At 54.4% G+C, this 12637-nt stretch carries 16 protein-coding genes and 1 pseudogene; 6 read left to right on the top strand and 11 right to left on the bottom strand.

Going from position 1 to position 12637, the window contains the following annotated elements:
- Window positions 1-87: 87 nt before the first annotated feature.
- The 4 genes from rplI to rpsF are packed head-to-tail and all read right to left on the bottom strand — an operon-like array spanning window position 88 to window position 1527.
- On the bottom strand, window positions 88-537 hold the full coding sequence (gene rplI, locus GNG29_RS02415; RefSeq protein ID WP_103177988.1) for a 50S ribosomal protein L9: 450 nt from the start codon (window positions 535-537) through the stop codon (window positions 88-90).
- A 41-nt stretch (window positions 538-578) separates the two neighbouring features.
- Complete coding sequence (gene rpsR, locus GNG29_RS02410; RefSeq protein WP_000135199.1) at window positions 579-806, bottom strand: 30S ribosomal protein S18; 228 nt, start codon at window positions 804-806, stop codon at window positions 579-581.
- Window positions 807-810: 4 nt separating this feature from the next.
- Window positions 811-1125: a primosomal replication protein N gene (gene priB, locus GNG29_RS02405; protein ID WP_103177987.1), complete on the bottom strand. Its 315-nt coding sequence runs from the start codon at window positions 1123-1125 to the stop codon at window positions 811-813.
- A 6-nt stretch (window positions 1126-1131) separates the two neighbouring features.
- Window positions 1132-1527 carry a 30S ribosomal protein S6 gene (rpsF, locus tag GNG29_RS02400; RefSeq protein WP_103177986.1) on the bottom strand — a complete coding sequence of 132 codons (396 nt, stop codon included), beginning with the start codon at window positions 1525-1527 and terminating at the stop codon, window positions 1132-1134.
- Between the two features lie 344 nt (window positions 1528-1871).
- Between rpsF and yjfY the strand changes: the two genes are divergently transcribed.
- The gene (yjfY, locus tag GNG29_RS02395) at window positions 1872-2147 is read left to right on the top strand and encodes a DUF1471 family protein YjfY (RefSeq protein ID WP_156653773.1); all 276 of its coding nucleotides are present in this window, start codon (window positions 1872-1874) and stop codon (window positions 2145-2147) included.
- Window positions 2148-2228: 81 nt separating this feature from the next.
- On the opposite strand, the pseudogene GNG29_RS02390 reads toward yjfY, so the two are convergent.
- The 6 genes and pseudogenes from GNG29_RS02390 to ulaA form a co-directional block, all read right to left on the bottom strand.
- Window positions 2229-2915: pseudogene (locus tag GNG29_RS02390) on the bottom strand (L-ribulose-5-phosphate 4-epimerase).
- Window positions 2902-3768 (bottom strand): L-ribulose-5-phosphate 3-epimerase, encoded by an 867-nt coding sequence (locus GNG29_RS02385; RefSeq protein ID WP_103823010.1) that lies wholly within the window; start codon window positions 3766-3768, stop codon window positions 2902-2904. The pseudogene GNG29_RS02390 and the gene GNG29_RS02385 overlap by 14 nt, the downstream one beginning before the upstream one ends.
- Window positions 3769-3777: 9 nt before the next feature.
- Window positions 3778-4428: a 3-keto-L-gulonate-6-phosphate decarboxylase UlaD gene (locus GNG29_RS02380; RefSeq protein ID WP_103177982.1), complete on the bottom strand. Its 651-nt coding sequence runs from the start codon at window positions 4426-4428 to the stop codon at window positions 3778-3780.
- A 13-nt stretch (window positions 4429-4441) separates the two neighbouring features.
- Window positions 4442-4909, bottom strand: a complete 468-nt coding sequence (gene ulaC, locus GNG29_RS02375; RefSeq protein ID WP_103823008.1) for a PTS ascorbate transporter subunit IIA — start codon at window positions 4907-4909, stop codon at window positions 4442-4444.
- 10 nt (window positions 4910-4919) lie between these two features.
- Window positions 4920-5225: a PTS ascorbate transporter subunit IIB gene (gene ulaB, locus GNG29_RS02370; protein WP_103177980.1), complete on the bottom strand. Its 306-nt coding sequence runs from the start codon at window positions 5223-5225 to the stop codon at window positions 4920-4922.
- Window positions 5226-5237: 12 nt separating this feature from the next.
- Window positions 5238-6638: a PTS ascorbate transporter subunit IIC gene (gene ulaA, locus GNG29_RS02365; RefSeq protein WP_114316078.1), complete on the bottom strand. Its 1401-nt coding sequence runs from the start codon at window positions 6636-6638 to the stop codon at window positions 5238-5240.
- A 354-nt stretch (window positions 6639-6992) separates the two neighbouring features.
- Here ulaA and ulaG point away from each other — a divergent pair, with 354 nt between their 5' ends.
- On the top strand, window positions 6993-8057 hold the full coding sequence (gene ulaG, locus GNG29_RS02360; protein ID WP_103823006.1) for an L-ascorbate 6-phosphate lactonase: 1065 nt from the start codon (window positions 6993-6995) through the stop codon (window positions 8055-8057).
- 108 nt (window positions 8058-8165) lie between these two features.
- On the top strand, window positions 8166-8921 hold the full coding sequence (ulaR, locus tag GNG29_RS02355; RefSeq protein WP_114388102.1) for an HTH-type transcriptional regulator UlaR: 756 nt from the start codon (window positions 8166-8168) through the stop codon (window positions 8919-8921).
- Here the strand turns inward: ulaR and yjfP are convergent.
- Window positions 8918-9649 carry an esterase gene (gene yjfP, locus GNG29_RS02350; RefSeq protein WP_156653772.1) on the bottom strand — a complete coding sequence of 244 codons (732 nt, stop codon included), beginning with the start codon at window positions 9647-9649 and terminating at the stop codon, window positions 8918-8920. The genes ulaR and yjfP overlap by 4 nt on opposite strands.
- 138 nt (window positions 9650-9787) lie before the next feature.
- Between yjfP and bsmA the strand changes: the two genes are divergently transcribed.
- The 3 genes from bsmA to GNG29_RS02335 all read left to right on the top strand — a co-directional run bounded on the left by bsmA (window position 9788) and on the right by GNG29_RS02335 (window position 12637).
- Window positions 9788-10117 carry a biofilm peroxide resistance protein BsmA gene (bsmA, locus tag GNG29_RS02345; RefSeq protein ID WP_103823004.1) on the top strand — a complete coding sequence of 110 codons (330 nt, stop codon included), beginning with the start codon at window positions 9788-9790 and terminating at the stop codon, window positions 10115-10117.
- 135 nt (window positions 10118-10252) lie between these two features.
- On the top strand, window positions 10253-10540 hold the full coding sequence (gene yjfN / locus GNG29_RS02340; RefSeq protein WP_156653771.1) for a DUF1471 family protease activator YjfN: 288 nt from the start codon (window positions 10253-10255) through the stop codon (window positions 10538-10540).
- Between the two features lie 171 nt (window positions 10541-10711).
- A complete protein-coding gene (locus GNG29_RS02335; protein ID WP_156653770.1) occupies window positions 10712-12637 on the top strand; it encodes a methyl-accepting chemotaxis protein in 1926 nt (641 codons plus the stop codon).

Raw genomic sequence — 12637 nt, 5'->3', positions numbered from 1 at the left:
TACAAGTCACAAAGAAGGGAACAGAACGCGTTAAAAAGCAAAACGCCGGCACAAGGCCGGCGCTTCGACGTGGTGAAGAGTAATTACTTACTCAGCAACAACGTTAACAACCAGTTTCGCGAAGACTTCGCTGTGAACCTGGAAGTCCACTTCGTGCTCACCGGTGGTACGCAGAACGCCGTTCGGCAGACGAACTTCGCTCTTAGCCACGTCAACGCCAGCTGCAGTTACAGCGTCAGCGATGTCGCGAGTACCGATGGAACCGAACAGTTTACCTTCGTCGCCAGATTTAGACGCGATGGTAACGGTGCCCAGTGCGTTGATTTTCTCAGCGCGAGCGTTAGCAGCCGCCAGAACGTCAGCCAGTTTGGCTTCCAGTTCAGCACGACGTGCTTCGAAAAACTCTACGTTTTTCTTGGTAGCAGGAACAGCTTTACCCTGTGGAACCAGGAAGTTACGAGCGTAGCCCGCTTTAACGTTTACCTGATCACCCAGGCTGCCCAGGTTTGCTACTTTATCAAGCAGAATAACTTGCATTACCTTATCCTCTTAAAGTCGTATTAATGGACCGTGCCCGATTACTGATGACGATCAGTGTACGGCAGCAGAGACAGGTAGCGAGCGCGTTTGATAGCGCGAGCCAGCTGACGCTGGTATTTTGCACGAGTACCGGTGATACGGCTTGGGACAATCTTACCGCTTTCGGTGATGTAGTTTTTCAGCGTTGCGATATCTTTATAGTCGATCTCTTGAACGCCTTCCGCGGTGAAACGGCAGAACTTGCGACGACGGAAATAACGTGCCATTTGGCTAGTCTCCAGAATCTATCAAATCAATCTGCTCGGCATGCAGAACAAGTTTGCTCAGGCCGTTCTTTGCCTTGTGGCAAGAGATGAACCCCTGAACCGTTACTGCGCTACCGACCGTTATACTGTGAGTAATGGCCTGGTTTTCGTGACCGCTAATAATAACGGGCATTTGGCACCACGCCTGCCGGTTAAACCCGGCTTCCTCCTGCACTGAACGATGCTCAAGCACGAACTGGCAGTGAGGAATTCCTGATGGGCTGACCTTGCGAAGTGGGGTCCTGCACACGGTACCGGACAACACCAGACGGTTGGTCATCAGAAATTACTCTTCAGAATCCCCAGCATCAGAATCATCTGCGGTTTCGTTTGCGAAATCATCGCGACGCTCACGGCGCTCGTCTTTCGCTTTAACCATCGGAGATGCTTCGGTCACTGCGTTTTTGGTACGCATAACCATGCTGCGGATAACGGCATCGTTGAAGCGGAAGTTAGTTTCCAGCTCATCGATCGCTTCCTGCGGAGCTTCAACGTTCATCAGAACGTAGTGAGCTTTGTGCAGTTTGTTGATCGGATAAGCCAGCTGACGACGGCCCCAGTCTTCCAGACGGTGGATCGTGCCTTCTGCTGCAGTGATTGCACCAGTGTAGCGCTCGATCATACCCGGAACCTGTTCGCTCTGGTCAGGATGGACCATAAAAACGATTTCGTAATGACGCATCGAATTGCTCCTTACGGATTATTCAGCCTCCTGTCTGGGTCAGCCGAGGCCCGGGGAGGCAAGGAACGTGTTAAAGGTCGGCTGAAAAATTGACGCGTCATAATACTTGCGCACCCTTCGAAACTCAAGCTGATTGCGCAAATAATTCGCACAAAGCGCAAAGCGGGTCTAAGTGGGTGATTTACCATTACTCACGGGCGATCGCGGCGATTTTTTGAACAACTGCATCAGAAATGGTCGCCATAGCCTGCGAGATTCGTGCTTACACTTTAATCAGACCCTGTCTCTGGACAAAAGACAGCCGTGAATATCGTCGCACCGTTGTTAGTCGTGGAGCGCATATCATGAAAAAATTCACCCTTGCCGTTCTGGCTGCGCTTTTGCTGAGTGCAAACGCGACAGCAGCCATTCAGGTTGATGGCCGACAGGCCAGAAATATGGATGATGTGCAAAGTCTGGGCGTCATTTATATCAACCATAACTTCGCCACGGAAAGTGAAGCGACTGAAGCCATTAATGCAGAAGCCGATGCGCGGGATGCCCGCTACTATCACGTCATGCTCACCCGTGAACCGGGCAGCAACGGCAATATGCACGTCAGCGCAGATATCTATCGGTAACGCTTTGACGCTAGCACCAGGAAAGCCAACAACGAAAAAATTGTCATAGTCTTATTAGCCCCCTGCCCGGGGGCTTTTTTTTTATTTTTGCCCGTAATAAGCATTCGGGCCATGTTTACGCATAAAGTGCTTGTCCATCAGATAGCTGTCTATAGGTTTCAGGCATGGATTAATACCGCGCGCAATCCACGCCATTTTCGCCACCTCTTCCATTACCACGGCATTGTGCACGGCGTCATGGGCATCTTTACCCCAGGCGAAGGGGCCATGTTGATAGACCACAATTCCCGGCGTGTGCAGCGGTTCGCCGTCACCCAGCGTTTCAATAATCACCTTGCCGGTATTGAGCTCGTATTCGCCGAGCACCTCCTCTTCGGTGAGTGCGCGCGTGCAGGGGATATCGCCAAAGAAATAGTCTGCATGGGTGGTACCGAGCACGGGGATCGCCAGCCCTGCCTGCGCCCAGGCGGTCGCATGGGTCGAGTGGGTATGCACTACCCCGCCAAGGGAGGGATAACGCCGGTAGAGCGCCAGGTGGGTCGCGGTATCAGACGAAGGTCGCCATTGCCCCTCCACCACATTGCCGCTGAGATCCACCACCACCATGTCATCCACGCGCATGGTCCCGTAGGCCACCCCGCTGGGTTTGATCGCCACCAGCCCGCGCTGACGGTCAATGGCGCTGACGTTTCCCTAGGTAAAGGTCACCAGACCGTAACGCGGCAAATCCATGTTTGCCTCAAATACCTGCTGTTTAAGCCGCTGCATGATCTTCCTCCCCAAGCCCGGCTCGCGCCATACGCTCAAGTACCCAGTCACGCGCCTGCACCACTTCGCGCTCGGGATCGTCCGACGTTTCACTCCACATCTCGATCAGGTAAGGCCCACAATAGCCACTCTGTTTTAACGTCTGGAAACAGCGTTCAAAATCGACGACTCCGCTGCCAAACGGTACGTTTTTGAAGACGCCGGGACGGGTATCTTTCACATGTACCGCCACGATATGTCCGATGCCAGCCTGCAGCTCCATCTGCACGTCGTTATCCCACGCAGAGAGATTGCCGATGTCGGGATAGAGCTGGAACCACGGATTATTCAGGTAATGGGCATAACCCAATGCCTTGCTGATGGAGTTCATCAGCGGGTAATCCATGATCTCCATCGCCAGGGTGACCTGCGCGCGGCTGGCCATTTCAACGCTCTCTTTCAGGCCATCACGGAAACGACGGCGCGTCTCATCATTGGCTTCCTGATAGTAAACGTCGTAACCGGCAAGCTGGATTACGCGGATCCCGACATCCTGCGCAAAGCGAATTGCTTTACGCATGATCTCAAGGCCCTGCGCCCGCACCGCGTCATCTTCACTGCCGAGCGGAAAACGACGGTGGGCGCTCAGGCACATCGAGGGAACTCTTACGCCAGTTTCGGCGACGGCGTCCACCAGCGCCAGACGCTGCTCGCGGCTCCAGTCGAGTCGGGAGAGACGCGCATCCGTCTCATCCACCGACATTTCAACGAAATCGAATCCCAGCCGTTTCGCCAGCCGCAGCCGCTCAAGCCAGCACTCCCCGGTGGGGAGCGCCTTTTCATAGATGCCAAGCGGAACCTGTTTGCTTAACATAACCGCTCCTTATCCCCACAGCTGGGCGATGGAACGTTTAAACTGACGCGCCGCTTCCACCGGCGAGGCGGCATCGCGAATGCTGCGACCGGCGATAAAGACGTGGATTGGAATACCGGCAAACAGCGGCAAATCTTCGAGCGCCAGCCCGCCCGTCACCGTAACCTTAAAGCCCATATCCGCCAGACGCTTAACGGCGCTGATATCCGCCTCGCCCCACGCGACCCCCGCGGCCTGCGCATCGCGGCTGCGGTGATAGACCACTTGCTGAATACCCGCAGCGCGCCACGCTTCTGCCTGCTCCCAGGTCCAGAAGCCCGTGAGTTCGATCTGCACGTCACCGTTAAATTCTTTCGCGACTTCCAGCGCGCCTTTCGCGGTGTTGATATCTGCGCAGCAGATGACCGTCACCCAGTCGGCATTGGCTTCGAAACACATCCGCGACAGGATTTTGCCCGCATCGGCAATTTTGGCGTCGGCCAGCACAATCTTATGCGGATAGAGGGCTTTCAGATCGCGGACGGCACGGACCCCCTCCCCGACGCACAGAATGGTGCCCACTTCGATAATGTCCACCTCTTCCGCAATCAGACGCGTGGTTTCGTAAGCGTGGGCCAGAGTCTGGTTATCCAGCGCAACCTGCAACATTGGTAATGACATGTTCAACTCCCTCTTAAGCTGCCGCCGCAGTGGCATTGTCGATTAAATCCAGCACGTCCTGCGCAGTACGGCAGGCGCGTAAACGGTCAAAATTGGCTTCATCTTCAAACAGGTTGACGATCTGCATGATGCCCACTTCCTGGTGAGTATTGGCATCAACGGCCGCCATGGTGATCAGGATGTCCACCGGATCGTTATCTTCGTGGTTAAACACCAGCGGCGTTTTCAGGGTGACCAGGGCGAAACCGGTTTTTTTGACCCCCTCTTCCGGGCGGCCATGGGGCATCGCCAGCCCTGGCGCAATCACAAAATAGGGCCCGAACTGCTCAACGCCATCAAGAATGGCCTGGTAATAGCGCGGCTCAACGACATCCGCCTTAACCAACAAATCAACGCCCAGCTTTACCGCCTCCTGCCAGGTATTGGCCTCGGCCTGGAGAAGGATGGAATTATTCTCCGCCAGCGAATCACGTAGTTTCATATGCCTCTCCTTACTTCACATCTTGCGGAAAGTGCGCTTTGATCACTTCCAGCAGTTTTGGGCCGAAGTCCGCAGGCGACAGCATGTTGCGTACACCCACCACATATTTATTGCCTGCGACGCTAATCTCACCGGCGATGTGGGTAGAGGCGATGATGATGTCCGCGCCGTTCAGTTCACTTTTGTATTCACCCACCGCGCAGCTGTTTACCGTGTGGTCAATGTTTGACTGGGTTAAAAACTGGTCCACTTTCATCTTCATGATCATGGAGCTCCCTTGCCCATTGCCACACACAGCCAGGATACGTACGGTCATAATCAAAACTCCTTAGTGAGCAGAAACTTCTGCTGTTTGTTTTTCCGCATCTTCTTCCGCCCGCAGCGTACGGCCAGCGAAGAACATATAAGCCAGTGCAATCAGAATGATGACGCCCATAAAAATAAGGCCGACAGAGGCGAAGCCCTGCATCATCGGCGGCGCCAGGATTGACCAGTCCGCCATGCCCATCCAGGCGCTCATACCGGTCAGTTTGACCGCCCACACGCAGCCGAAGATTTCAACCATGCCCATCACCAGGCAGATCTTGAGCGCCGCGCGCCAGCCGCCAAAGTGGTTAGCGAACACGCCGATAGTGGCGTTGGAGAAGAACATCGGGATAAAGCCAGGAATGATCAGGATGGAGGAGCCGCAGCCCACCAGGATGGCCACCGCAATCAGCTGGCCGATGGTGCCCCACATAAAGCCCCAGACGACGGCGTTCGGCGCAAAGCTATAGATAGCCGCGCAGTCAATTGCCAGTACGGCGCCAGGGATCAGGCGTTGAGAAATACCGTTGAAGGCCTCAGACAGTTCGGCCACGAACATACGCACGCCCTGGGTGATGATGAAAATCGCTACCGCGAAGGAGAAGCCGGTTTGCAGGATATAGATAGACCAGTGCGTTTTACCGGCCATCGCCTGCACCGTATCAATACCGAATGAGAGCAGGATCGCGCCGAAGAAAATGGTCATCACGATGGCGGTAGAGACGATATTGTCGTGGAAGATATTCAGCCAGCCGGGCAGCTTCAGATCTTCAACGCTCTCCTCTTTTTTCCCCAGATACGGGGCGACCTTATAGGCAATCCATGAGGCAAACTGCTGTTGATGGCCGATAGAGAAACCGCAGCCGTCGGTCACTTCCTGCGTCGGCTTGTACATCATATTGGAGGTGATGCCCCAATAGAGCGAGACCAGGATCGCCGTGCAGATAATGGTGGTCCACATCGGGTAGCCGAAGATATAGAGGGAAACAGCAATCAATCCGGCCTGCTGGAACATGATGTGGCCGGTGAGCATGATGGTGCGGATGCCGGTAATCCGACGCAGCAGAACGTAAATGATGTTCAGCGCCAACGCGAGCAGGACGGCGTATCCCACCCAGCTATAGGCATCTCCCATCCGTTCGATAGTGGCCATCATTGAGGCGTAGGTGTCTGATATAGCGCCGTTGATGCCATACACTTCCGACATTTTGGCGACAACGGGTTTAAAGGTGCTGGTTAAAATGCCTGAACCCGCCTGAAGCAGCATAAAACCGATGATGGTTTTAATGGTGCCTTTGATTATCACGCTCACGCTTTTACGCAGCAGGATATAACCCAGACACGTCACGATACCCAACAGCAGCGGGGCGTTGGTCATGACCTGATTAAAAAAGACGGTAAAGACGCTGTAGAGGATCTCCATAACACTCTCCGGTAAAGGCGGTACGATGCCTAGTGTTCGTACAACAGGCCTCCACTCTAGTAATCACAAATAATCACCACAAGATTGAATTTGATTATTTTTGACGTATCACGCAAATTATTTCCACCCTAAGTGCAATGTCTTTATCCGCACCTATGCGATATCAATAAAAATTATTTATTTCAATAAGTTAACAAAGACAAAGCATAAAAATCACGTATAGGATTTTTAATGAGAGCAGCTTTAGATTGCCGTAACGCTCGCAAATCGCCATTGAAATGCTGATTAATTGGTGCCAATATCAATCAAAACACGTCACCAAATGATTACTTGTGATAGAGAGGGAGTCTGACTATGAGTAAAGTGAACACTATTACCCGCGAATCATGGATCCTCAGCACCTTCCCGGAATGGGGAAGTTGGCTGAATGAGGAGATCGAGCAAGAGCAGGTCGCGCCGGGCACATTTGCGATGTGGTGGCTGGGTTGTACCGGTATCTGGCTGAAATCTCAGGGCGGGGCTAATGTTTGCGTCGATTTCTGGTGCGGCACTGGCAAACAGAGCCACGGCAACCCACTGATGAAAAAAGGTCATCAGATGCAGCGTATGGCGGGCGTCGAGAAGCTGCAGCCAAACCTACGTACCACGCCATTTGTCCTTGATCCTTTTGCGATTCGTCAGATAGATGCCGTCCTCTCGACCCACGATCACAACGATCACATCGACGTTAACGTCGCGGCGGCAGTCATGCAGAACTGTGCGGATGACGTGCCTTTCATTGGACCGCAGACCTGCGTCGATTTGTGGATCGGTTGGGGCGTGCCAAAAGAGCGCTGCATCGTAGTGAAACCGGGCGATGTGGTGAAAATCAAAGATATTGAAATTCATGCCCTCGATGCGTTTGACCGTACAGCGCTGATTACTCTGCCAGCCGATCAAAAGGCAGCGGGTGTGTTACCGGACGGCATGGACCAACGTGCGGTGAACTACCTGTTCAAAACCCCGGGCGGTACGCTGTACCACAGCGGTGACTCACACTACTCTAACTACTATGCCAAACACGGTAACGAGCACCATATCGACGTGGCGCTGGGCTCCTATGGCGAAAACCCGCGCGGCATCACCGATAAGATGACCAGCGCTGACATTCTGCGCATGGCTGAAGCGTTGAATACCCAGGTGGTGATTCCGTTCCACCATGATATCTGGTCAAACTTCCAGGCCGATCCGCAGGAGATCCGCGTGCTGTGGGAGATGAAAAAAGATCGGCTGAAATATGGCTTTAAGCCCTTTATCTGGCAGGTGGGCGGCAAGTTTACCTGGCCGCTGGATAAGGATAATTTCGAATATCACTACCCGCGCGGCTTTGACGACTGCTTTACCATTGAGCCGGATCTGCCGTTCAAATCTTTCCTGTAATTGGCCCCTCATCGCCAGGCGCTGTGCCTGGCGATTCCAACTTTTGCTTAGTAATTTCAGGCTATTTCAAATATCATCTTTTAAAATCAATTTATTTCGGAATAGCTCATGACAGAAGCACAACGTCATCAAATCTTACTGGAACTCCTGGCGCAAACGGGGTTTGTCACCGTTGAACAGGTGATTGCCCGGCTGGGCGTTTCTCCGGCGACGGCACGCCGGGACATCAACAAACTTGATGAGAGCGGTAAGCTGAAAAAGGTACGTAACGGCGCGGAAGGGATCAGCCAGCAGCGCCCACGCTGGTCGCCAATGAATATTCATCAGGCGCAGAACCACGACGAGAAAGTGCGTATTGCCAGAGCCGCCTCCCAACTGGTTAATCCTGGCGAAAGCGTGGTGATTAACTGCGGTTCCACCGCCTTTCTGTTGGGCCGCGAGATGTGCGGCAAACCGGTGCAGATCATCACCAACTACCTGCCGCTGGCCAACTACCTGATTGACCAGGAGCACGAAAGCGTGGTGATCATGGGCGGACAGTACAACAAAAGCCAGTCCATCACCCTAAGTCCGCAGGACAGCGAGAACACGCTCTATGCCGGCCACTGGATGTTTACCAGCGGCAAAGGGCTCACCACCGAAGGGCTGTATAAAACCGACATGCTGACGGCGATGGCGGAGCAGAAGATGCTAAACGTGGTCGGCAAGCTGGTGGTCCTGGTCGACAGCAGCAAGGTCGGGGAACGTGCGGGCATGCTCTTCAGCCGTGCCGAGCAGATAGACATGGTAATCACCGGTAAAAATGCTAACCCACAGATCCTCCAGAAACTGGAAGATCAGGGCGTGAAGATCCTGCGCGTTTAAAGGTGCTGGCGGAAAAACGCGACCGTGGCGTCGAGCGCGCCCGGCGTAATACGGTGTTTTACTCCCGCCTCCCACAGACAGGTCAGATTTTTATCCAGCCCTTCCTGCTGCAACGCCTGTTGCAGGCGGAACGTCTCCCCGGCGGGCACCACATCATCCTCTTCACCATGCCACAGCAGCAACGGGCGGTCAGCCAGACGCGGTAGCGCGGTCGTTACCTCCCAGTCAGCAAGCGGTGCGACCATCGACGCGAATGACCAGGGTTGCTGCGGCGGAAACAGCGTACGGGCCAGCGAGGTAAAGTAGCCCGATCCCATCAGGCTTGCCACGCATTTCACCTCCGGATAGCGCGTCATGATGCCCAGCGCGGTCATCCCGCCCATCGAGGCCCCGGCGACCGCAAGGCGTTCATCCGCCACCAGCCCGGCCTGATACAAAGTATCCCGCAGCGCGCCAAACTCGATGAGGTTGCCATGCAGGATCGGCCAGAACTGTCCCAGGCGGGCCTGCTCATCACCGTTAAAACGGGCCCCGTGATCGGGCGCATCCGGCATCACCACCCGAAAACCTGCCTGTGCCAGCGCCACCGCAAAATAGCTGTAGACCAGTTTTGATGAGGTAAAACCATGATAAAAAATAACAACCGGCAACGGTTTAGCCCCCTTTCCTGCGGGAACGGCATGTACAATCTCATGGTCGCCAAGCTGCCGTACTTCAAGTTCAATCATAATTGGGCCTCATACTTATGGGTGAATCATAATGTTGAGAACTGGCTTACGCTTTCACACAATTTTCATTCGAAATTTACGCTATAGCTAACAATTTGGGAACATTCCCCCAATGTCAAATCAACAGAGATCTACACTATGGCTATCAGGAAACGAGACAGGTTTATGCGAAAGGTTGCTGCTTTAACGCTGATGATGTTGTTGGGCGGATGTAGCGTATTGCAAGGTACGCCGCAGCCTGCGCCACCGGTCGCCGATCACCCCCAGGAGATACGTCGTAATCAAACGGAAGGATTACAGCGAATGGGTACCGTGACCGCACTCGAGCGAGGCTCTCCCGATGATGCGGCAGAGGCTATTAAAGCAAAAGCTGTCGCCGCGAAAGCAGATTATTACGTCATCGTCCTTATCGATGAAACCATCGTGACGGGACAATGGTATTCGCAAGCCATTTTATACCGTAAATAACGCGCGGTATTTAAACGACATTTACACTGCTTTGCGTCCATAGACGTTTTCCTGTCCACAATAAACTCCAGCCAGTGACAATGGAAATGAGTTTATTAGCGAAGGATTGCCCGGCGGATACCGGGGACACGTAAAATGGAGCTGACGATGAAACGATCTCTTGCTTTGTCCACACTGTTACTCTCAGCCGGTCTGGTGAGTACGGCAGCACAGTCAGCTGAATTTGCCAGCGCTGATTGTGTGACGGGTTTAAATGAAATTGGATTGATCTCCGTGAGTGATATCTCAGGGAGCCCGCAGGACGTAGAGCGCATGATTGCGCTGAAAGCCGATGAGCAGGGTGCCTCGTGGTATCGCATCATAAAAATGCAGGAAGAGAGCCATGTCGATCGCTGGCGGGCGCAGGCCATCCTTTACGTCTGAAAATCGTCAATAAAAGCCACTAAAAAAGAGTGGCTTTTTAATCTTTACAATTCTATTATCCTTGCCATAACTCCTCTGAGATATCTTTGTAACATTTTGTTACATAAAGCCAATAAATGTTATCCCCGCTCTGCCGTTGAAAAGCGATACCTTTTTAACAATGAGCAATTTATGATCAACTTTTTCCGCCGTGCAGGTCTGGGCACAAAGCTATCGCTGCTTACCGGCTTGAGTGTCGCCACTCTCTTTTTACTTTTCACTTTTCTCCTGAGCTACAACGCCAGTCAAAAACTTGAATCGCTGGCCGTAGAAGACCTTCATAACCAGTCCACCGGCGTGGTGGATATGGTGCAGATGTTCAATACCAGCCTCACCGAAGAGGTAGAGAGCTACACCCGCCTGTTCACCACCTTTTTGCCGCAGCCGCTGAGTATTGATACCAGCCAGACCCGCGTCATCAACGGCCAGAGCGTTCCCCTGCAGAAAGGCGGCGATACGGAACTCCATGAGAACAACACTACCCCCGATGATTTTCTGAATCGCACCAGCGCGATCTCTACGCTCTTTGTCCGTAGCGGCGACGATTTTGTCCGCGTGGCGACCTCGCTGCGTAAAGAGAACGGCGACCGGGCCATCGGTACGGTACTCGATCATGCCAGCCCGGCATGGGAAGTGGTCAACAAAGGTGAGGTCTATCGCGGCCTCGCCCTGCTGTTCGGTAAACGCTATATCACCCAGTACCAGCCGGTAAAAGATGCGGGCGGTCAGGTGATCGCCATTATCTTCGTCGGCGTCGACATCACCCACTCCTGGAACGTCATGCGCGAGAAGATCCTTAGTCGCCGTCTGGGTGAGAGCGGCCACTTCTTTGTGCTGAACCGCAGTAACGGCAAGAACCACGGCCAGTACCTGTTCCATAGCGCAGAAGAAGGAGAGCTGCCGAAGTGGGATAACACCGTTCAGCAACAGCTGCTGGGGGATCAATCCGGCACCCTGGAACGCCAGAGCGCCGATGGTCGCACGTTGATCATGGCCTGGACACCGCTACCGGGCTGGAACTGGACGATAGTGGGCGAGGTGGATAAAACCGTACTGCTGGCTGATGTGACCAGCATGCGCGACCGCTTCCTGCTGGCGGGCGTGGCGCTTTCCGCGCTCTTTGCCATGCTGTTCGTGTTTATTATCCGCCGCTGGCTCACGCGCCCGCTGCGCGATGTGATTGGCCTGGCCGAACAGTATGCCGCAGGCGATCTGCGTGCCACCCTGCCTGCCACCCGTCAGGATGAGGTGGGTCAGTTGATCGGTGCCATCAACGGCATTGGCGGCGGGCTGCAAAAAATCGTGCTGCAGGTGCGGGAAGCTGCGGGCGATATTCATCTGGGGACCAACGCCCTGGCGGCGGATACCGGCGAGATCTCCGAGCAGATCAATAAGCAGGCCAGCAGCGTGGAGGAGACATCCGCCAGTATGGAGCAGCTGGCGGCCACCGTGCAGCAGAACGCCGCCAATATGGAGCAGACCCAGCAGCTGGTCGGCGAAACCTCCCGGGCGGTGCACCAGGGCGGGGAGACCGTCAGCAATGCTGTCTCCACCATGGATGATATTCGCGAGGCATCGAAACGTATCGAAGCCATCACCCGGGTGATTGAGGGGATCGCCTTCCAGACCAATATTCTGGCGCTCAACGCCGCCGTCGAAGCCGCCCGGGCGGGCGAGCACGGTAAAGGCTTCGCCGTGGTAGCCCAGGAGGTCCGCGCTCTCGCAGCGCGCAGCGCCAACGCGGTGAAGGAGATTGAGCAGCTGATTGGCGATACGCTCAGCAAGGTGAGCGAAGGCCACGCCCTGTCGGAGCAGACCCGCCAGGCGATGGAGAGCATCATCGCGCACATCGATAACATCAAGGCGCTGGTAACCGAGATTAACCATGCCTCCCACGAGCAGTCGGCGGGTATCGGTCAGGTGAATCTGGCGATGACCCATATCGGCGAAGCGTCGCATATCAACGCCGACCGCGTCTCACGCAGCGAACAGACGGCGCAAACCCTGCGGGAGAAGGGTTCGCACCTGACCGAGCTGGTCAGCCTGTTCCGCCTGTAA

Origin of the sequence: Leclercia sp. Colony189 (assembly GCF_009740165.1) — a bacterium.
GTDB lineage: Bacteria > Pseudomonadota > Gammaproteobacteria > Enterobacterales > Enterobacteriaceae > Enterobacter.
Note: the sequence above shows the minus strand (reverse complement) of the source record. Positions and strands in the feature narration are given on the sequence as shown.